This window comes from Pantoea stewartii (assembly GCF_011044475.1).
GTDB classification, from domain to species: domain Bacteria; phylum Pseudomonadota; class Gammaproteobacteria; order Enterobacterales; family Enterobacteriaceae; genus Pantoea; species Pantoea stewartii.
The window spans coordinates 1,248,160-1,268,683 of sequence record NZ_CP049115.1 but is presented as its reverse complement, the minus strand read 5'-3'; the positions used below and the strand labels follow the sequence as shown (position 1 = coordinate 1,268,683).

General features: G+C 55.1%; 20 protein-coding genes. 11 read left to right on the top strand and 9 right to left on the bottom strand.

From position 1 onward, the window contains the following. Positions 1-36 precede the first annotated feature (36 nt). From G5574_RS05990 to yeiP, 3 genes are all read right to left on the bottom strand, one after another. Entirely contained in the window at positions 37-744 is a 708-nt protein-coding gene (locus G5574_RS05990; protein WP_006119960.1) for a phosphatase PAP2 family protein, read from the bottom strand. Positions 745-786: 42 nt separating this feature from the next. After that, positions 787-1,764: a CobW family GTP-binding protein gene (locus G5574_RS05985; RefSeq protein WP_164482246.1), complete on the bottom strand. Its 978-nt coding sequence runs from the start codon at positions 1,762-1,764 to the stop codon at positions 787-789. Between the two features lie 78 nt (positions 1,765-1,842). Continuing rightward, positions 1,843-2,415: an elongation factor P-like protein YeiP gene (yeiP, locus tag G5574_RS05980; protein ID WP_006119958.1), complete on the bottom strand. Its 573-nt coding sequence runs from the start codon at positions 2,413-2,415 to the stop codon at positions 1,843-1,845. 271 nt (positions 2,416-2,686) lie between these two features. Here yeiP and G5574_RS05975 point away from each other — a divergent pair, with 271 nt between their 5' ends. From G5574_RS05975 to fruA, 4 genes are all read left to right on the top strand, one after another. Then, positions 2,687-2,941 (top strand): YkgJ family cysteine cluster protein, encoded by a 255-nt coding sequence (locus G5574_RS05975; protein ID WP_006119957.1) that lies wholly within the window; start codon positions 2,687-2,689, stop codon positions 2,939-2,941. 490 nt (positions 2,942-3,431) lie between these two features. Continuing rightward, complete coding sequence (gene fruB / locus G5574_RS05970; protein WP_006119956.1) at positions 3,432-4,562, top strand: fused PTS fructose transporter subunit IIA/HPr protein; 1,131 nt, start codon at positions 3,432-3,434, stop codon at positions 4,560-4,562. Then, entirely contained in the window at positions 4,559-5,497 is a 939-nt protein-coding gene (gene fruK, locus G5574_RS05965) for a 1-phosphofructokinase (protein ID WP_006119955.1), read from the top strand. Before fruB ends, fruK begins: the two co-directional genes overlap by 4 nt. 16 nt (positions 5,498-5,513) lie before the next feature. Then, positions 5,514-7,211 (top strand): PTS fructose transporter subunit IIBC, encoded by a 1,698-nt coding sequence (gene fruA / locus G5574_RS05960; RefSeq protein ID WP_006119954.1) that lies wholly within the window; start codon positions 5,514-5,516, stop codon positions 7,209-7,211. A 36-nt stretch (positions 7,212-7,247) separates the two neighbouring features. On the opposite strand, the gene nfo is transcribed toward fruA, so the two are convergent. The 3 genes from nfo to G5574_RS05945 form a co-directional block, all read right to left on the bottom strand. Continuing rightward, the gene (gene nfo / locus G5574_RS05955; RefSeq protein ID WP_033740573.1) at positions 7,248-8,090 is read right to left on the bottom strand and encodes a deoxyribonuclease IV; all 843 of its coding nucleotides are present in this window, start codon (positions 8,088-8,090) and stop codon (positions 7,248-7,250) included. A gap of 240 nt (positions 8,091-8,330) precedes the next feature. Next, on the bottom strand, positions 8,331-9,224 hold the full coding sequence (locus tag G5574_RS05950; RefSeq protein ID WP_164482245.1) for an Rpn family recombination-promoting nuclease/putative transposase: 894 nt from the start codon (positions 9,222-9,224) through the stop codon (positions 8,331-8,333). A 180-nt stretch (positions 9,225-9,404) separates the two neighbouring features. Further along, the gene (locus G5574_RS05945) at positions 9,405-10,457 is read right to left on the bottom strand and encodes a YeiH family protein (protein ID WP_039338166.1); all 1,053 of its coding nucleotides are present in this window, start codon (positions 10,455-10,457) and stop codon (positions 9,405-9,407) included. Between the two features lie 102 nt (positions 10,458-10,559). Here G5574_RS05945 and G5574_RS05940 point away from each other — a divergent pair, with 102 nt between their 5' ends. From G5574_RS05940 to G5574_RS05920, 5 genes are all read left to right on the top strand, one after another. Then, positions 10,560-10,925: a YkvA family protein gene (locus G5574_RS05940; RefSeq protein WP_006119946.1), complete on the top strand. Its 366-nt coding sequence runs from the start codon at positions 10,560-10,562 to the stop codon at positions 10,923-10,925. Between the two features lie 17 nt (positions 10,926-10,942). Then, on the top strand, positions 10,943-11,812 hold the full coding sequence (gene yieE, locus G5574_RS05935; protein WP_033740566.1) for a DNA-binding transcriptional regulator YeiE: 870 nt from the start codon (positions 10,943-10,945) through the stop codon (positions 11,810-11,812). 181 nt (positions 11,813-11,993) lie between these two features. Next, positions 11,994-13,454, top strand: coding sequence for an amino acid permease (locus G5574_RS05930; protein ID WP_033740564.1), 1,461 nt, complete (start codon positions 11,994-11,996; stop codon positions 13,452-13,454). Between the two features lie 136 nt (positions 13,455-13,590). Further along, a complete protein-coding gene (locus G5574_RS05925) occupies positions 13,591-14,667 on the top strand; it encodes a FecCD family ABC transporter permease (protein WP_054633448.1) in 1,077 nt (358 codons plus the stop codon). Then, on the top strand, positions 14,667-15,455 hold the full coding sequence (locus G5574_RS05920; RefSeq protein ID WP_033740562.1) for an ABC transporter ATP-binding protein: 789 nt from the start codon (positions 14,667-14,669) through the stop codon (positions 15,453-15,455). The genes G5574_RS05925 and G5574_RS05920 overlap by 1 nt, the downstream gene beginning before the upstream one ends. A gap of 35 nt (positions 15,456-15,490) precedes the next feature. On the opposite strand, the gene fghA is transcribed toward G5574_RS05920, so the two are convergent. From fghA to ptrR, 3 genes are all read right to left on the bottom strand, one after another. After that, positions 15,491-16,336: an S-formylglutathione hydrolase gene (fghA, locus tag G5574_RS05915; RefSeq protein WP_006119939.1), complete on the bottom strand. Its 846-nt coding sequence runs from the start codon at positions 16,334-16,336 to the stop codon at positions 15,491-15,493. Between the two features lie 11 nt (positions 16,337-16,347). After that, complete coding sequence (locus G5574_RS05910; protein WP_033740561.1) at positions 16,348-17,472, bottom strand: S-(hydroxymethyl)glutathione dehydrogenase/class III alcohol dehydrogenase; 1,125 nt, start codon at positions 17,470-17,472, stop codon at positions 16,348-16,350. Positions 17,473-17,550: 78 nt separating this feature from the next. Further along, positions 17,551-18,462: a putrescine utilization regulator PtrR gene (gene ptrR, locus G5574_RS05905; protein WP_033740559.1), complete on the bottom strand. Its 912-nt coding sequence runs from the start codon at positions 18,460-18,462 to the stop codon at positions 17,551-17,553. 105 nt (positions 18,463-18,567) lie between these two features. Between ptrR and G5574_RS05900 the strand changes: the two genes are divergently transcribed. Both G5574_RS05900 and folE read left to right on the top strand, forming a co-directional pair. Continuing rightward, positions 18,568-19,695 (top strand): YbfB/YjiJ family MFS transporter, encoded by a 1,128-nt coding sequence (locus G5574_RS05900; protein ID WP_058702635.1) that lies wholly within the window; start codon positions 18,568-18,570, stop codon positions 19,693-19,695. A 125-nt stretch (positions 19,696-19,820) separates the two neighbouring features. Further along, positions 19,821-20,486, top strand: a complete 666-nt coding sequence (gene folE / locus G5574_RS05895) for a GTP cyclohydrolase I FolE (protein ID WP_006119934.1) — start codon at positions 19,821-19,823, stop codon at positions 20,484-20,486. Positions 20,487-20,524 lie beyond the last annotated feature (38 nt).

Below are 20,524 nucleotides of genomic sequence, written 5' to 3'. Positions count from 1 at the left end.
TTAAAATTTAATCATTAACCCGCCCTCGCTAATTAATTACCCTTGGGGTTTATTTTTGCCCGGTAATTTGTGATAAAACCAATTAACCAGATAATCACTTGCCGGTGTTAATAACCACCAGCTCAATCCCACCAGAACAACAGAAAGCGAACCCACCGTAATATCCGTAAACCAGTGCGCGCCAGCCATCACGCGCGGCAAAGCGAATAAAACGACAATAACCACGCCGACTAAAAACGGGCGAAAGCCAAAATAACGCCACATAAATGCCGCAAAGATCATCAGCATCATGCCATGATCGCCGGGAAAACTGTCCTTTGACGCATCTTTAGCGGGAATGCCGGTCAGCTCACTGACACGATGCACGCCGTCAAAAAACAGCGTCGGGCTGGCGTGTTTGACCGGCAACAGATGGCCGGCCTGATTCAGAACGACCGCAGTCACAAGCATGGTAATGCCAATGGCCAGCATACGACGTCGACCGGTGGGCGTTTCGCGGTACCACAGCCACAGATAGAGCAAGCCCATTGCCAGCAATGACACGGCATCAAAGCCGCGAAAATTAGTGATGGCAACCAGCAGGGCAAACGCCGGGTGAGCAACCATCTCATTATTGAAGGCGAAAAAAATCCCTTTATCAATTTCAAACCAAAACCCGTGATGAGGCGGTAAGTACCAAGAAAAAAACAGCATCATCCCCAGTGCATTAAGCAGGAGGATGGTGACAAGACGTGTTGCGTGCATAAATCTGCCCCAGTAAAAAAATAACCGCCGACCATAACCATGTCAGCTTAAACGAATCTTCAACAAGGCGGATTGTAAACTATTCCAGTCGGCAGGTGCGGAATGAATCATCTCAACACGGCTGTCTGGCGGCGTTGTGTCCAGCAATTCATAATGAAAATCCTCCCCCTGACGATTGATACTGACTGAGCCTTCCTTTATTCGCAGGAAGCCTTTGACCCGATCTACAGGGGCAAGCCGCGCCCATTCAAGCAGGGGCTGAGCGTCAAACACCGTTTCATTGTCAAAAAGCCAGCCGCAGGCGACATAACCCTGGCCCTGATTGAGCGCCCGACGCCACGCGCTCTGCCCGTCAAGACGCATTGCCGCAATACCACTGCCCGGGGGCGTTGAATGAGAGTGATGTGCAGGATGCGGAATGTCGCGCGGCGCGCCTCGCGGTTTGTCCAGTAAGGCTGGAGGGATACGGCCAAATTCCGTAGCCACAAACGGCCGATCGGCCTGATGCGCTGTCCGCCATTGTGCCAGGCGCTGCTTATCATGGTCACTCCAGCGATCGCGTTTATTGCCAATGATGATGTCGGCGGCGAGGAGTTGATCGCGAAAGTTTTCATTATTGAGGATACGTGGGTCGGCAAGCTGGCGCGCATCCAGCAGCGTCAGCGTCGCCTGAAGCGTGAGCCAGGGCTCATAGGCAGGCGAGGTCAGCATGGTCAGGAGCTGGCGGGGATGGCCGAGTCCAGTGGGTTCGATTAATAAACGGTCGGGTTTAGTCTGCTTTAACAGCCTGTTCAACCCAATTTGCATGGGCAGTCCGTTAACGCAACACATACAGCCGCCGGGAATCTCTTTCAGCGTGGCGCCGCGGTTGGCAAGTAATGCGCCATCAATACCAATCTCACCGAATTCATTGACCAGTACAGCCCAGTTTTCCCCGGCGGGCTTATGCGCTAACAGGTGAAGCAGCGTAGTGGTCTTTCCACTGCCTAAAAATCCGGTAAGGAGGTTAACACGTGTCATGCCTGAGGCTCCTGCAAAGCATTATGCGAATATTGTTATAGTATAACAATATTCGCCTGCCGCACGCGCCAGACTGGATCAGTCGGCGCGTCCCATATAGCGGCGCTCTGCCACATGGATGCGAATGCGCTCACCGTTACTGAGATATTCGGGCACCTGCACGACCAGGCCTGTACTCATCCCGGCAGGCTTTGTGCGTGCGCTGGCCGACGCGCCTTTAATTCCGGGCGAGGTGTCCACAATTTCCATGTCAACCGTCTGAGGCAGTTCAAGCGCCAGCACCTGTCCGTCCATGGTGAGCACCTGGATACCGGGAATGCCCCCTTCAGGGATAAACAGCAGTTCTTCTTCTATTTGCTCTTTTTTGAAGGCGTAAGGCGTGTAATCTTCATCGTCCATGAAGACGTATTCATCACCATCAATATAAGAGAAGGTGACGCTGCGGCGGCTCAGCGAAATGGCATCAATAATTTCATCGCCTTTGAAGCGTTCTTCTACTTTCATGCCGGTGCGCACATCGGTAAAGCGCATTTTATACAGCGTTGCCGCGCCCCGGGCGCTTGGGCTCTGGACATCAATGTCTTTCACCAGCAGCAGTTTGCCGTTATGGGTGACGGCCATTCCTTTTTTGATTTCGTTCGCTTTTGGCATTGCGGTTCTCGCTGTCAAAGTGATTGTGCGCGCAACGTTACTCGCGCGGACGTGAACAGGCAAGACAGCGCGAAAAATTTTGTGCCTGATGGCGACTAACAGGATAAAGCCACCTCAGTATACATCATGGATCATGACGTCATTGGCGTTGCAAAGGCGACATCACAGCATGACCGGCGATCGGCGCCTGGCCTGTTTCTCTGTAAAGGTGATGTCAGGGTAAGGCACGTTCTGTTATCGTGCGCGCTTTAGCGGTTCGAGGAGGTAAAAGATGGAATGTCGTACAGACTGTGGCGCATGTTGTATTGCCCCGAGCATTTCCTCGCCCATTCCGGGAATGCCACAGGGCAAACCCGCTAATACCCGGTGCGTTCAGCTTGCGGATAATAACCTCTGTAAAATTTTTGGATCGCCTCTGCGTCCGAAAGTGTGCGCCGGACTACAGCCATCGGTTGAGATGTGCGGTAGTAACCGTCATTATGCGATGGATTATCTGATTCACCTTGAGCAAAGTACCGCCCCCTGATTTCCCCGGTGCAGGTTCCCGTCTTCGCTGCGTTTGTTGTCTTTTGAGACATCATCACTGTTTAAAAACGCCGCATTTCTGGCTGTATTGTCGACGGCATAATTTATCCTCTGGTGCATGTTAATCGCTCCCTGCCTGCATGGCGTCCTGAATTTGTTCGTATCTTTGTGAAAGTGTTTGCTGACGCTGAAGCAGAGCCTAGGCATGCGATTAATGGCAAGGAGCTGACGTTGCTGAAATTCCCCTCCTGTTAATCGACCTCATGTCACCCAGACTTCAGCACGCTTTTTAAGATTATCCTCTGATCTCACTGAATTGTGCGTAACGTCAAAGATCTGCTACGTCGTTGACGCATTTTCTTGCCAGTGACACGCATGTTCAGCACAATTCTTGAAACGTTTCAGCGTTGCTGTAGCGGCCTTTACTGGCACGAACAGCAAGATTCGACACCAGTAAGCTGAAACGATTCAATCAGCAAGCGAGGAGAATTATGTTCCAGCTCGAATTGCAGGCCATCCATACCGGAGCCAGCGCCCAAAATAAAGAAGATGCGATTCGTCAGGTTGCGGCGGCACTTACTGCTGCAGGTAACGTGGCGGAAGGTTATGTCAACGGTATGCTGGCACGTGAGCAGCAGACCTCTACCTTTTTGGGTAATGGTATTGCCATTCCTCACGGCACCACCGACACACGCGATCTGGTGCTGAAAACCGGCGTGCAGGTCTTTCAGTTTCCGCAGGGCATTGCCTGGGGCGACGATCAGACCGCCTATGTCGCGATTGGTATTGCGGCCAAATCCGATGAACACCTGGCCTTGTTACGTCAGCTTACGCATGTGCTGAGTGATGACTCTGTTGCCGAACAGCTTAAAACGGCCTCAGCGGAAGATCTGCGTGCGCTGCTGATGGGTGAGAAGCAGCCCGCGGCGTTCAGCTTTGACACCTCCCTGATTACCCTCGACGTCAATGCACGTGATTTGATGACGTTGCAGGCCTTAAATGCCGGGCGTTTACAGGCGGCGGGCGTGGTTGATGCCAGCTATGTCGCGGATGTGGTGTCCCGCCATCCTCTGAGTCTGGGACAGGGCATCTGGCTCAGTGACAGCGGTAAAGGCAATCTGCAAAGCGGCGTAGCCGTCAGCCGCGCAGCGAGCGCGTTTGAGCACCAGGGCGAACCGGTCAACATGCTGATAAGCGTGGCAGCCGTTGATGAGCGTCCTCTGGACGTGCTGGGCTACCTCAGCGCTCTGCTGCAGAGTAATAAGGCCGATCGTTTATTAAAAGCGGATGCGGCAGGTGTTTATGCTCTGCTGACCAGCGAAGTCGACGAGCAGGCGGACCAACTGACTGCAGAATTCACGATCCGCAACGAGCATGGCTTACATGCGCGTCCGGGTACGGCACTGGTGAGCGTTATCAAGCAGTTTAACAGTGAGATCACGATTACGAACCTCGACGGCAGCGGCAAACCGGCGAACGGACGCAGCCTGATGAAAGTGGTCGCGCTGGGCGTGAAAAAAGGCCATCGCCTGCGTTTCACTGCCAGTGGTGATGATGCACAGCAGGCATTAGACGCCATCGAAGAAGCAATCAACAGCGGATTAGGTGAGGGGGCAGCATGACCAGACGTGTGGCAACTATCACGTTGAATCCTGCGTACGACCTGGTCGGCTATACGCCTGAAATTGAGCGCGGTGAAGTGAACCTGGTGAAGACCACCGGATTGCATGCTGCCGGTAAAGGCATCAATGTTGCCAAAGTGCTGAAAGATCTGGGGATTGATGTCACCGTAGGGGGCTTTCTGGGGAAAGATAACCAGGATGGTTTCCAACAGCTGTTCAGTGAACTGGGGATTGCTAACCGCTTTCAGGTGGTCAATGGCCGTACCCGCATCAACGTCAAGCTCACCGAGCAAAACGGGGACGTCACCGATCTCAACTTTTCCGGCTTCAGGGTGACCGCGCAGGACTGGGATCGTTTTACCAGCGATTCATTAACCTGGCTGGGTCAGTTCGACATGGTTTGCGTTAGCGGCAGCCTGCCGGAAGGTGTCGATCCTGACGCCTTTACCCGCTGGATGACTGAACTGCGCACCCATTGCCCTTGCATTATCTTCGACAGCAGCCGTGAAGCGCTGGTCGCAGGCCTGAAGGCCGCACCATGGCTGGTCAAACCCAACCGTCGCGAGCTGGAAATCTGGGCGGGACGTAAACTCCCTACGTTGCAGGATGTGATTAACGCAGCGCACGAGTTGCGTGAGCAGGGCATTGCACATGTGGTGATTTCTCTGGGTGCAGAAGGCGCACTTTGGGTCAATGCCTCAGGTGAATGGATTGCTAAACCGCCGGTGTGCGAGGTTGTCAGCACCGTTGGGGCAGGCGACTCCATGGTAGGTGGCCTGATTTATGGCCTGTTAATGCGTGAATCCAGTGAACATACGTTACGTCTGGCTACTGCGGTAGCCGCGATGGCCGTGAGCCAGAGCAACGTTGGCGTTACCGATCGTACCCAGTTGGCCGCAATGATGGCGCGCGTCGACTTACAACCCGTTAACTAACAGCAGGAGAGCGATAGTGAAAACGCTGCTGATAAAAGATCCTTCAACAGGACTGGCCTCTGCCTACATGGCAAAACAACGTCTGGCTGCTGCGGCTGCGCAGGCGGGTTTGACGCTAACAGAAAACCCGGCGGAAGCCGAACTGGTAATTGTCACCGGTCAACATGTGCCTGACGATGCTGCGCTGAACGGAAAATCCGTCTGGCTGGGCGATGTTCAACAGGCGGTCAGTGAGCCAGAACAGTTCCTGAACCGTGCGAAAGCCGAAGCGAAACCCTGGCAGGCCCGCGCAGCCGCTCCGGCTGCAACCCCTGCAACAGCGTCAGCTAACGGACCAAAACGCGTGGTTGCCGTAACGGCCTGTCCAACGGGCGTAGCACATACGTTTATGGCGGCTGAAGCTATTCAGGCTGAAGCGACCAAACGCGGCTGGTGGGTAAAAGTAGAAACCCGTGGCTCTGTTGGTGCAGGTAACGCGATTACGCCAGAAGAAGTGGCGGCGGCCGATCTGGTGATCGTGGCGGCGGATATCGAAGTGGACCTGGCGAAGTTTGCGGGTAAGCCGATGTACCGTACCTCAACCGGCCTGGCGCTGAAGAAGACCGCTCAGGAACTGGATAAAGCCGTTGCTGAAGCGAAGCCGTTTAAACCGTCCGGCGCGCAAAACAGCAATCAGGAAGAGAAAAAAGAGGGCGGTGCAGGCGCTTACCGTCATCTGTTAACAGGCGTGTCTTACATGCTGCCGATGGTGGTGGCTGGTGGTCTGAGTATCGCGCTGTCGTTTGCGTTTGGTATTACGGCGTTTAAAGAGCCGGGTACGCTGGCGGCTGCGCTGATGCAAATCGGTGGCGGCAGCGCGTTTGCCCTGATGGTGCCGGTACTGGCGGGTTTTATCGCGTTCTCTATCGCGGACCGTCCGGGCCTGACGCCGGGCCTGATTGGCGGGATGATCGCCACCAGCATCAACGCGGGCTTCCTTGGCGGCATCATCGCGGGCTTTATTGCGGGGTATGCAGCCAAACTCATTAGCGGCAAAGTGAAGCTGCCACAAAGTATGGAAGCGTTAAAACCTATCCTGATCATTCCGCTGTTTGCCAGCCTGATCACCGGCTTGCTGATGATTTATGTGGTCGGTAAACCCGTCGCGGGCATCATGAGCGGTTTGACCAGCTGGCTGGCTCACATGGGAACGGCTAACGCTATCCTGCTGGGTGCTATCCTCGGCGGTATGATGTGTACCGACATGGGTGGTCCTGTTAACAAAGTTGCCTACGCTTTCGGTGTCGGTCTGCTGAGTTCACAAACCTATGCACCGATGGCCGCCATTATGGCTGCGGGTATGGTGCCACCGCTGGCAATGGGGCTGGCGACGCTAGTTGCCCGTCGTAAATTCAATAAAGGTCAGCAGGAAGGAGGTAAAGCCGCGCTGGTTCTGGGCCTGTGCTTTATCTCAGAAGGTGCGATTCCGTTTGCCGCTCGTGACCCCATGCGCGTCCTGCCATGCTGTATCGTCGGCGGTGCGGTGACCGGTGCCACTTCTATGGCGATTGGTGCCAAACTGATGGCACCGCACGGCGGCCTGTTCGTGCTGTTGATTCCAGGTGCAATTACCCCGGTACTGGGTTACCTGCTGTCGATTGTTATCGGCACAGCCATTGCCGGATTAGGGTATGCGGTGCTGAAACGCCCGGAAGAAGAACTGGCGAAAGCCTGATCTTAAAAGGAAAAAGGAGCCGCCAGGCTCCTTTTTTTAACGTTGCTCTGATTTGAGCCAGGCTATTTCATCTTTCCAGATATCCGGATTGATGGTCTCCAGAATCAGTGGAATACCATCGAAGCGCGAATCCTTCATTATCCAGCTAAATACGGTTTTACCGATATTGCCTTCTCCCAGGCTGTGGTGACGGTCAACCCGGCTGCCCAGCGTACTTTTGGCATCATTCAGGTGCATGCCACGCAGATAATTAAATCCGACTATGCGATCAAACTCGGCAAAGGTTTCAGTACAGGCGGCTTCGCTGCACAGGTCATATCCGCCGGCGAAAGCATGGCAGGTATCAATACAAACACCTACGCGAGATTTATCTTCAACGTGTTCGATAATGGTCGCGAGATGCTCAAAGCGAAAGCCCAGATTACTGCCCTGTCCGGCGGTGTTTTCAATCACGGCGGTGACGTTGCGGGTCTGATCCAGTGCGATATTGATGGACTCAGCGATACGTTTTAAACAGGTCAGCTCGTCAATCTGCTGTAAATGGCTACCCGGATGAAAATTCAACAGTGTCAGGCCCAGTTGCTCTGCACGCTGCATTTCATCCACGAAGGCATCGCGGGATTTCTGCAGGGCTTCCATAACCGGATGCCCCAGATTAATCAGATAGCTGTCATGAGGCAGAATCTGATCTGATGAAAAGTGGTATTTCTCGCAGGCAGCGCGAAAGGCAGCAATAGTCTCATCCGAGAGCGGGGCGGCTTTCCACTGGCGCTGATTTTTGGTGAACAGCGCAAACGCCGTGGCTTCCAGTTCATGCGCGCGGATCACTGCCTGATCCACACCACCCGATGCGCTGACGTGCGCGCCAATATACTTCATGCCGTTCTCCTGAAGGGTTCAACTCAGTCTGAACGGCATGATACACGATGACACTGGGGCAAAACGCAGCGCGGCGGAAATTTTTACACCCGGATTAGGCAGGCAAACAGCAGCGCGACAGGATAATATTTGCTGCCCCGCAGAACAGAGCGGCGTCAGAAAGGACAGGCTGCCAGCATGGCGAGCTGGCAAGCGTCTGCAACAGAATGATGCGGGGACTAAAAAGGTTGGGCAAACCTGTCAGTGGCGGAGTTGCGCGATATCTTTTTCGCTCAGGCCGGTCATTTTGATGACGGTAGGGCGGTCAAAGCCGTTAGTTAACATGACCCGGGCAATCTTCAGCGCTTCTTCCTTTCTGCCTTTCTCAATCCCTCTTTGTTCCAGCTGTTCTGCAATGGTCATCAGTGCGTCTCCGTGTTGCGGCACCCGCTGTGCCAGCTTATGGATTAAGGCGTGCGCATCCGACACCTCGCCCGCCTGCACCATGTAGTTTACCAGCGAGATAACCTGTGATGAAGAGAGATATTCATTTGTGAGAATAGCCACCAGCCTGTCAAGCATCACGGTCAGATTACGCTGATGGATGTGCTTCTGAAGTAACGTTAAGGCGGCCATACGGCGGTGGTGCAGGATCTCGTCGTCAGGGATACGCGCTACGTCAACCAAAGGGAAAGCCGCCGTGTAAAGTTTGCCCGCCTGATCCGGTAACGCAAAGCCATCCAGCCAGCAGAGGGAATAGGGATAGGGGCTACGTTTACCGGTGTAGAACAAGACGGGAATGACTAACGGCAGCGTTTGATGTCCGGCTTGCAGATGGCGATGCATGGCGGCCACCGCATAGCGCATTAACCTGAAGGCCATGTGTTTATCCGGACCAGACTGGTGTTCAATAAGGACGTGGATATAGCCTTCGCCGGACGCGGTTTTCACGCTGTACAGCACATCGCTATAGTACTGCCGCAGGTCGTCCTCGACAAAGGAACCCGATTCCAGCTTAAGCGTGGTCAGATCGCACAGGGCGCGCAACGCTTGTGGCAGGTGGATCGCCATAAAATCCCGCGCCACGTCCGGCTCGGTCAGAAACTGTCGGAACAGCGCGTCGTGAGGTGTCGGTGTTGGGGACGTTCTCTTCATCAGTTCCGGCTCGTAAAAATCACCGGTCTACAATAGAGCTACGGGGGGATCTTATCTAATATCAATGGGGTAATTTACGGCGCTTCTCGCAATGTTGGGGTGAGATGAACACCTTCAACACGCGAGCAAACGGGCTAACCGGCCTGCATGCGGCCGGTTTAATAAAGACATGAACGTGCCTTACGCGATAAAACGCTGAACCAGCAGGTTAATCGTGCCGCCGCCCAGCACCAGCCAGCCAAAGACCAGTGCCCCCAACAGGACAGGTTTATAGCCCGCTGCACGCAGGGCAGTGAAACGGGTGGTCAGACCCAGTGCCGCCATTGCCATGGTCAGCAATATTCCTCCCAGCGTGTTGAACATATTCACCCATCCGGCCGGCAGCCAGTGCAGCGAGTTGAACAAGGCGACAACGACAAACATCAGGGCAAACCATGGAAACGTCACCGGCTTTGCGCTCTGCTGTTCTGCCTGCTCACGTCGCAGGGCGCCGCTCAGCAACAGTAAAAACGGCGCCAGCAGCATGACGCGCAGCATTTTCGCGATAACGGCGCTGCTTTCGGTTTCGGGCGCAATGCTGTGTCCGGCAGCAACGACCTGCGCCACCTCATGAATGGTTGAACCGGTAAAAATGCCAAACTGCGTCAGCGTGACACGGGGAAAAAAGTCATGCACCAGTGGCCACAAAACGGGATAAATAAAAATCGCCAGGGTACCAAACAGCACCACCGTAGCGACGGCAACGGCCACTTTTGACGGCGCCGCTTTGACCACCGGTTCCGTGGCCAGCACCGCCGCGGCGCCACAGATGCTGCTGCCTGCACCAATTAACCATACAGTTTCGCGGTCAAGCTTCAGCAGACGTCGGCCCAGCAGGCAGGTCACAAAGAACGTACTGCTCAGGGTCAGCACATCAATCAGCAGGCCGCTTAATCCCACGTCGGTGATTTGCTGCAAGGTGATGCGAAAGCCAAACAGAATCACACCGAGCCTGAGCAGTTTTTGTTTTGCCAGCTGCACGCCCGCGTCACACTGGCCGGCAAGAGGCGAGTAAACGCTGTTACCGACGATGATGCCCAGCATAATCGCCAGAGTTAATGAGCCCAGACCCAGACGAGCGATGCCTGGCACCTGGGCCACAGCGGCAGTCACGCTGGCGATCAGGCCGCATAACAACAGGCCGGGTAGCCACTGCTGAACGAAAGGATTTTTTGAAAGGGTGATGTCTGCCATGATTACGCTCCTGGTTGAGCGCTCATCATCATGCGGGGCTTGTTAAAAGTGAAATTGATTATATATTTATAATCTACCGCTATAAGTGATAAGGCAGGAACTATGCTGTTTGCACGACTGAAACGCTTAATCACGCTCATCAAACGCGATGTGCTGACGCTCGCCTTTGCCTGTCGCGATCCTCAAACACCGCTGTGGTGTAAAGGCCTGGCCGCCGGGTTGCTGGCGTACGGCATAAGTCCGATCGATTTGATTCCGGATGTTATCCCGGTTGTGGGACTAGTAGACGATGCCGTCATTATCCCTGCCGGTGTCATGTTACTGCTGAAAATGCTGCCGCGCGAGGTTCGGGCCCGCAGCGTCGCGCGTGCGCAGCAACAGCGTGCACGCGGTAAAAAAGTATTGGGTGTACTGGGTGTGATTTTTCTGCTGTGGATCGCCCTGATCGTTTACCTTGTCGCGCGCTAAGTGATTCCGGAGTTTTCATGCATATTACCCTGCGACAAATTGAAGTGTTTACCGAGGTGCTTAAAAGCGGCTCTACCACCCAGGCTTCTCAGGTGCTGGCGCTCTCCCAGTCTGCTGTCAGTGCCGCCCTGGCTGATCTGGAAAACCAGTTAGGTGTGCAGCTTTTCGATCGGGTAGGAAAGCGGCTAGTGCTCAACGAACATGGCCGGTTACTTTATCCCCGTGCCGTTGGCCTGCTCGAACAGGCCACAGAAATCGAACAGTTATTTAAAGAAGATAACGGGGCTATTCGTATTTATGCCAGCAGCACCATCGGGAATTATCTGCTGCCGGGGATGATTGCCGGTTACCGCCGTGATTTCCCCACGTTGCCTTTAGAGCTGAGCGTGGGAAACAGTCAGGACGTGATCACAGCCGTTTCCGATTTTCGCGTCGATGTGGGATTAATTGAGGGGCCGTGCCATATGACAGAACTGGTCAGCGAGCCCTGGCTGGAAGATGAACTGGTGGTCTTTGCCGCACCGGACGCCGCCATTTTGCAGCAGCCCGTCACGCTGACCTCGCTGGCTGAGGCCACCTGGATTCTCCGCGAGCGCGGCTCAGGTACGCGCGAGATTGTCGATTATCTGCTGTTGTCCCATTTGCCGACATTTCAGTTGGGCATGGAGCTGGGCAACTCCGAAGCGATAAAGCATGCCGTGCGGCACGGGATGGGCATCAGTTGCTTATCACGTCGGGTGATTGCCGAGCAGTTGAGCGCCGGGACGCTGATTGAGCTGAAAACGCCTTTGCCGAATCTGACGCGCACGCTTTATCGCATCCACCATCGACAAAAACACATCTCAAAGGCCCTGTCGCGGTTTTTATCGTACTGCCGGGAAACGTAAACGCCCGATGAATGGTGGTTTAATCAGCGGTTCAACCCCTTGAATTTCAGGGAAACAGGCGGCGCCGCTAATAATTTCGCGCCAATCATGAAGGTAACTAATAACAGCGTAGCATTCGCTATACAGCGTGGCCTTTGCTGCTACAATCGCGCCTTATTTTTACCCAGCGTAATGTTTACACATGCATAATGACACAAATACAACACAACAACCTGCGTTACGACGCGATCTAAAAGCACGCCATCTCACCATGATCGCCATTGGCGGATCAATCGGTACAGGTCTGTTTGTGGCATCCGGTGCCACCATCTCTCAAGCTGGCCCCGGCGGGGCATTACTCTCATATGCCTTAATTGGCTTAATGGTCTATTTCCTGATGACCAGCCTCGGCGAACTGGCCGCGTTTATGCCGGTTTCCGGCTCCTTCGCCACCTACGGTGCCAAATACGTGGAAGAGGGCTTTGGTTTCGCCCTGGGCTGGAATTACTGGTACAACTGGGCGGTCACCATTGCTGTCGACCTGGTGGCATCGCAACTGGTTATGAATTACTGGTTTCCCGACACGCCGGGCTGGATCTGGAGCGCACTGTTCCTGAGCCTGATGTTCCTGATCAATTACATTTCAGTCAAAGGCTTTGGCGAGACCGAATACTGGTTCTCCTTGATCAAAGTCGCCACCGTCGTGATCTTTATCGTGGTGGGCGTGTTGATGATTGTGGGCATTATGCGTGGCGCGGAAAATGCAGGCTGGCATAACTGGCAGGTAGGCGATGCGCCGTTTGCCGGAGGTTTTGCGGCGATGATCGGTGTTGCGATGATTGTCGGCTTTTCTTTCCAGGGGACTGAACTCATCGGCATAGCGGCGGGTGAATCTGAAGATCCGGCGAAAAACATTCCGCGCGCCGTGCGTCAGGTGTTCTGGCGCATCCTGCTGTTTTATGTGCTGGCCATTCTGATTATCAGTCTGATTCTGCCCTATACCGATCCGCAACTGCTGCACAATGATATTAAAGATATCAGCGTGAGTCCGTTTACCCTGGTGTTCCAGAATGCCGGCCTGCTGTCTGCGGCGGCGGTCATGAACGCGGTGATTTTAACGGCGGTACTGTCGGCGGGTAACTCCGGGATGTATGCCTCAACGCGCATGTTGTATAACCTGGCGTGTGAAGGTAAAGCGCCGCGCATTTTTGCCCGGCTGTCAAAAGGCGGCGTACCGCGTAATGCGTTATGGGCCACCACCGTCGTCGCGGGTTTGTGCTTTTTAACCTCAAAATTTGGTAATCAGGAAGTCTATCTCTGGCTGCTGAATACCTCCGGTATGACAGGCTTTATCGCCTGGTTAGGGATTGCCATCAGTCACTATCGTTTCCGTCGCGGTTATGTGGCTCAGGGGCGCGATCTGAGCGACTTGCCGTACCGCTCAGGCTTCTTCCCACTGGGGCCCATTTTTGCCTTTGTACTCTGTCTGATTATTACGCTCGGTCAGAATTACCAGGCCTTCCTGCAGGACACCATTGACTGGTACAGCGTTGCAGCGACCTATATTGGCCTGCCCTTGTTCCTGCTGATCTGGCTGGGTTACAGGCTGGTGCGGGGCGGACGCATTGTGAAATACAGTGAGATGGAATTTCCCCGCTCATAACGGTTAAAAGCGCACGGTAAACGCCGTGCGCTTTTACGTTACGTCATCACTATTAACATTCCATGAATTGATAATTATTATCACCTGCACTATTGTGGCTGCGTTTTTAATTTTGGAGCCATTACTGGATTGAACCATGACAACGGAATCCTCGTTGATTGGTGCTGAAGCAGGCCATCAGCCCATACTGAAAAATTATCATCAGGTTTTGCGCCGCCGCCTGTTCTGGATAGGGGCGTTGCTGGTGGCGATCCTTGCGTCACTGGTTCTGGACTTTACGCTCGGCCCGGCCGGACTTTCGCTATCGACGTTGTGGCACACGCTGCTCTCACCCGAGAGCGTTGATGCAGGCACGCGCGTCATTGTCTGGGATATCCGCCTGCCTTATGCGCTCATGGCCATCGTGGTCGGCCTTGCACTGGGCCTTGCCGGTGCAGAAATGCAAACCATCCTTAATAACCCGCTTGCCAGTCCGTTTACGCTGGGCGTTTCCTCGGCGGCGGCGTTCGGCGCCGCACTGGCCATTATTTTAGGCGTAGGGATTCCGGGGATCTCCGGTCAGTGGTTTATCTCAGCCAATGCGTTTATCTTTGCTCTGCTGGCCGCCTTAATGCTGGACGGCATTACGCGCTGGACGCAGGTCTCGTCATCTGGCGTGGTGTTATTTGGTATTGCCCTAGTGTTTACCTTTAATGCGCTGGTGTCGATGATGCAGTTTATCGCCAGTGAAGATACGTTACAGGGGCTGGTGTTCTGGACCATGGGCAGCCTGGCGCGTGCGTCCTGGGAAAAACTGGGCGTACTGAGCGCGGCTTTTGTGCTGTTGGTGCCGTTTTCCCTGCTCAGTAGCTGGAAACTGACCGCACTGCGCCTGGGGGAAGACCGGGCCGTGAGTTTTGGTATCGACGTGCGCCGTCTGCGCCTGGCGACTTTGCTGCGTATTAGTGTGCTATCCGCCTTAGCGGTCGCCTTTGTCGGCCCGATTGGTTTTATTGGCCTGGTCGCACCGCACATCGCCCGTATGATGTTCGGCGAAGATCATCGCTTCTATCTACCGGCCAGTGCGCTGACCGGTGCCCTTGTGCTGTCGCTGGCTTCAGTGGCTTCCAAAAACCTGATTCCCGGAGCCATTATCCCGGTCGGGATTGTGACCTCGCTCATTGGGGTGCCGTTTTTCCTGAGTATCATTTTGCGTCACCGAGGGCATGTGTAATGGAACAGGGATTACGCCTGCGCGGCTTCACCACCGGTTATCCTAAACGTCAGGTCATTGATAACCTTCACGTCGAGCCGTTACCGCGTGGCGAAATCACGGTCCTGCTGGGACCGAACGGCTGCGGTAAATCCACCTTACTGCGTGCGCTGGCCGGGCTGAATAAAGGGCAGGGCGAACTGTGGTTAAACGGCGAAGATCTGATGACTCAGCCCTTTGCCCGCCGGGCCAGACAGGTTGTGTACCTGCCGCAATCGTTGCCTGCGGGGGTGCATCTGCATGTGCTGGAGTCCATTATTGTCGCGCAGCGTGCGTCATCGGGCCTGCACAGTCCCGCCAGTGAAGCCGATGTCATGAAACTGCTGGATCAACTGGGCATTGCCCATCTGGCAATGCGGTATCTGGATCAGCTCTCGGGTGGACAAAAGCAGCTTGTTGGCCTGGCCCAGTCGTTGATTCGCCGGCCTGCGCTGTTACTGCTGGATGAACCGCTGAGTGCGCTGGATTTAAACTACCAGTTTCACGTTATGGATTTAGTGCGGCGTGAGACGGCGCTGCGCAATATGGTGACGGTGGTCGTGGTCCACGATATCAATATCGCTTTACGTCACGCGCAGCATGCGCTGATGCTCAAAGCGGGACAGTTAATCGCAGAAGGCGCACCGGATAGCGTGATCACGCCCACTACGCTGGCGCAGGTTTATGGCGTGCAGGGCCGCATTGAGCACTGTTCCCGCGGAATGCCGCAGGTCATGATTGACGGATTAGTCCGGGAAGGGCTGATGTAAAAAAACGGGGATGGCGCACGCCATCCCCGGTTGTGTTATCCCACCAACAAGTGCTGCGCATGAAAGCGCAGATGATCTTCCACGAAGCTGGCGATAAAGAAGTAACTGTGATCGTAGCCTGGCTGAATACGCAGAGTTAACGGGAAATCCATCTCCTGCGCCACTGCCTCTAATCGCTCCGGCTGAAGCTGATCCGCCAAAAACTGATCGCTGTCGCCCTGATCGATCAATAACGGCAGGCGATGCTGAACCTCGCGCATCAGCTGACAGCTGTCGTATGCCCGCCAGGCCTGGCGATCCTCTCCCAGATAAGCGGTGAACGCCTTTTGTCCCCAGGGCACATCGGCGGGATTCACAATGGGCGCAAAGGCGGAGGCGGAGGCAAAGCGGTTTGCCAGGCGTAACGCCAGCATCAGCGCGCCGTGTCCGCCCATAGAGTGCCCCATGATCGACTGACGTTCACTGACCTTAAAGTTATCGGCAATCAGCGCAGGCAGCTCCTCACTAAGGTAGTCGAACATCCGATAGTGGCTCGCCCAGGGCTGCTGCGTCGCATTGAGATAAAAGCCCGCGCCCTGGCCCAGATCATAGCCCTCGTCATTGGCCACTGCCTCACCGCGCGGGCTGGTATCGGGCATGATCAGCACCAGCCCCAGTTCAGCGGCGACGCGCTGCGCACCCGCTTTGGTGGTAAAGTTTTCATCATTGCAGGTCAGGCCTGCCAGAAACCACACCACCGGTGGGGGCGAATCCCCGCGCGGACGGGGCAAATAGATGCTGAACGTCATCGGGCAGTTCAGCACCTGGGAGGGATGACGCCAGCGCTGCTGCCAGCCGCCAAAAATACGGTGTTCTTCCAGTAACTCAAGAGAAGATGTCATAGCGCCCCCGATTACTTATTGAAGTGAACGACGGAGCGGATCGACTTCCCTTCGTGCATCAAATCAAAGGCGTCATTTATCTCTTCCAGCGGCATGGTATGCGTAATGAAGTCGTTCAACGCAAATTTACCATCGAGGTAATCCTGCACAATCCCAGGCAGCTGCGAGCGACCTTTTACGCCACCAAACGCAGAGCCACGCCAGACGCGCCCTGTGACTAACTGGAACGGACGCGTAGAGATTTCCTGGCCTGCACCGGCGACGCCGATGATCACCGACTCGCCCCAGCCTTTATGGCAGCACTCCAGGGCAGAACGCATCACGTTGACGTTACCGATACATTCAAAGGAGAAATCCACGCCGCCGTCGGTGAGTTCAACAATCACGTCCTGGATAGGTTTATCGTAATCCTTAGGGTTGATCAGATCGGTCGCACCAAGTTTACGGGCCAGGTCGAATTTGCTGGTATTGATATCAATACCAATGATGCGGCCGGCCTTCGCCATTTTCGCGCCGATAATCGCTGACAAACCAATGCCGCCCAGACCAAAGATGGCAACGGTATCGCCTTCTTTAACTTTAGCGGTGTTCATCACTGCGCCCATACCGGTGGTTACGCCGCAGCCCAGCAGGCACACTTCTTCCAGTGGCGCTTCTTTACTGATTTTAGCCAGAGAGATTTCCGGGACGACGGTGTATTCGGAGAAGGTTGACGTGCCCATATAGTGAAAAATGGGTTTACCGTCTTTAAAGAAACGCGTCGTGCCGTCAGGCATCAGGCCTTTACCTTGTGTGGTGCGGATGGCCTGGCACAGATTGGTTTTGCCTGACAGACAGAACTTACATTTACCACATTCCGGCGTGTAAAGCGGGATAACATGATCGCCCACTTCCACGCTGGTGACGCCTTCGCCGACCGCTTCAACGATACCGCCGCCTTCGTGACCCAGAATCGCCGGGAACACGCCTTCCGGATCGCTACCTGACAGCGTATAAGCATCCGTATGACAAACGCCAGTGGCAACGATACGGACCAGCACTTCCCCTTTTTGCGGCGGCATTAAATCCACTTCTTCAATTTTCAGTGGTTCGCCAGCGGCCCAGGCGACAGCGGCACGGGTTTTGATCATGTTCATGCAATCCCTCTTCCAGTCAGATTGTGACGCGTTATGGCGTCTGGATGGTCGTGATTCATTAAAAATAGCGCGGAAATCTTATTCCGCCGCCTGTAAAGGATGCATCAGCTCATCGTTGAGCGGACGATCGTGAAACTGTTCGATAATAAGGTACTTGAGTGCCTCAACATTGGGCGTAAAGGCGTCCCGTCGCCACATCAGCCAGGTCGCAGTATCACGATACTTCGCCGGCAGGCTGTGTACCTGAACCCGTGCGCGCTCTGGCATCTGTTTCAGGACCGACGCCGGAATCATCGCCACGCCTGCACCGCCCGCGACACAGGCCAGCATGGCATGATAAGACTGAATCTCCATGACGCTGTTTGGCGCGGCCTGGCTGTCGCGATACCAGGCTTCCAGTTTCACCCGGTAAGAGCAGCTGTTGCGGAACGCAAACAACGTATCTTCCTGAGTATCGCGTGCGCTCGTCACCGGGATGTGGTCAAGGTCAGTGATGAGCACCATCTCTTCACGGAACGCAATACAGCCATTCAGATCGTCGTGCTGAACCGGCCCGTCGACCAACGCCGCGGCCAGTGTTCCTTCGCGAACCCGATCGATAATTTCACCGGAGGTGCCGGTGATCAGCGATAAGGCGACCGCCGGAAAACGCTGATGATAGGCAGCCAGCAGGCCAGGCAGGCGCGTTGCCGCCGTACTTTCCATCGAGCCCAGCGCAAAATTCCCGCCAGGCTTACCGGTGCGCGCCATACTTAAGGCTTCATCGCTCAGGGCCAGAATGCGCTGCGCATAGTTAAGAAAGTTATGGCCCATCGGGGATAAGCGAATGCGCTGTTTTTCCCGAATGAACAGATCGGCACCCAGTTCCTCTTCCAACTGGCGCAGGCGCGTGGTGAGGTTAGAAGGCACCCGATGCAGTTGTTCCGCAGCACGGGCAAGAGAACCGCTCTCTGCCACGGAACAGAACATACGTAGCTGGACTAAATCCATGTGTTCTCTTCCTGTAAACAAGTTAGTTAAGATTATTCACTTTTCGTGATTCTAAGCATCGTTCATGCTGTACGCAAGTTTCAATTTAAAAAACTGAGGTGCCCAATGGCATTTCGCGTCGCGATAAGTGCGTTTTTGACTTTGTTTGTCGTCATGGGCATCGGCCGTTTTGCGTTTACGCCCCAGGTGCCTTTACTGATTCAGGCTGATCAGTTAACCCTGACCAGTGCCAGTGTGGTCGCAGCATTAAACTACCTGGGTTACCTGTGCGGCTCCTTTGACGCGATGCGCGCGCAGCAGCGTGTGGAGTGGCGGCTGCATCTGGGGGTTTGGGGCGCGGTGGTGTTAACCGCGTTGTCAGCCTGTGCCGGGGGCCCCTGGCTGCACGGGATCATTCGTTTTGTGATTGGCTGGGCCAGCGGCTGGGCCATGGTGCTGGTGGCCGCGTGGAGCAACGAGCAACTGCATCATCACGGTCGTCCTGGTCTGTCGGCGGCGGTCTTTGCCGGTCCCGGCGCTGGCATTTTCATCAGCGGCCTGCTGGCGGTCATCTTACACAGTTTACAGGTCTCTGTGACGCTGGCGTGGGGCATTTACGCTGCGCTGGCCGCCGTGCTGGTGGCGGCCATCTGCCGCAACCTGCCGCGTACGGGGGCGCTGCACCGGGCAGGGCAGGTACCAGCGCCGCTGACGCTGACGCCCAACCTGCGGCGGCTGGTCCTGAGCTACAGCCTGGCGGGGTTTGGCTATATTTTGCCTGCCACCTTTTTGTCGCAAATGGCGGCAGCCCGTTTTCCGGGCAGTGCGCTGGCGCAGCTGGTCTGGCCGGTATTTGGCGGGGCGGCGATGCTGGGCATCGTCATCGGTATTGTGACGCGTCGAATGGGGCAGGCGCATGTCCGCCTGGCCATCACGCTCTGGGCCCAGGCGCTGGGCGTGCTGGCGGCCGCCTTGTTGCCGGGGTTCGGTGGTTTGTTACTTGGTGCGCTGCTGGTGGGCGGGGGCTTTTTGAGTGTCGTGCAGTTGTCGCTGCTTTGCGCGCGTGAACTGGCTCCGCAGCATACGCGCTATATGGCGGGCTTACTGACCACCGGCTATGCGATTGGGCAACTGGCTGGCCCCTTACTTTCCTCACTTTCAACCCTGTTTCTGCACCACCTTGAGCCTGCGTTATGGGTAGCAGGCGCCAGTCTGGTCTGGGCGGGCCTGTTAGTGTGGCGGCGGGTCGCGTGAAAAGCTTTCATCTCCAATCAGATTGATTGCTGGATTCCCTGCACAGAAAGTCTCACAATACGCGCTCAGTAATATGACCCGCAGGTAACAGACTGCGGGCGCAACACCTGCCGGAGAAGAGTAAGATGAGTACCTTAAGTCAGGAAGCTGCACTGGTTCACGAAGCGCTGCTGGCGCGTGGGCTGGAAACGCCGCTGCGTGCACCTACGCGTGAAATGGACGATGAAACGCGCAAAAGCCTGATTGCAGGCCATATGACGGAAATTATGCAGCTGCTGAATCTGGATCTTGAAGATGACAGCCTGATGGAAACCCCGCACCGCATTGCCAAAATGTATGTCGATGAGGTCTTTTCCGGTCTCGATTACGCCAATTTCCCCAAAATCACCCTTATCGAAAACAAGATGAAGGTGGACGAGATGGTCACGGTACGCGACATTACGCTGACCAGCACCTGTGAACACCACTTTGTGATTATCGATGGTAAAGCCACCGTCGCCTATATTCCCAAAGACAAAGTGATTGGTTTATCCAAAATTAACCGCATCGTGCAGTTTTTTGCCCAGCGACCTCAGGTGCAGGAGCGTCTGACCCAGCAGGTGCTGCTGGCGCTGCAAACATTGTTAGGCACCAATAACGTTGCTGTTTCCATTGATGCCGTCCACTACTGTGTAAAAGCACGCGGTGTGAAGGATGCCACCAGTGCCACCACGACCACTTCCCTGGGCGGTCTGTTTAAATCCAGCCAGAATACCCGTCAGGAATTTCTGCGCGCGGTGCGTCACAGTTAATATCGACAGGTGGGCGCAGATGCGCCTGCCGGGTCCGT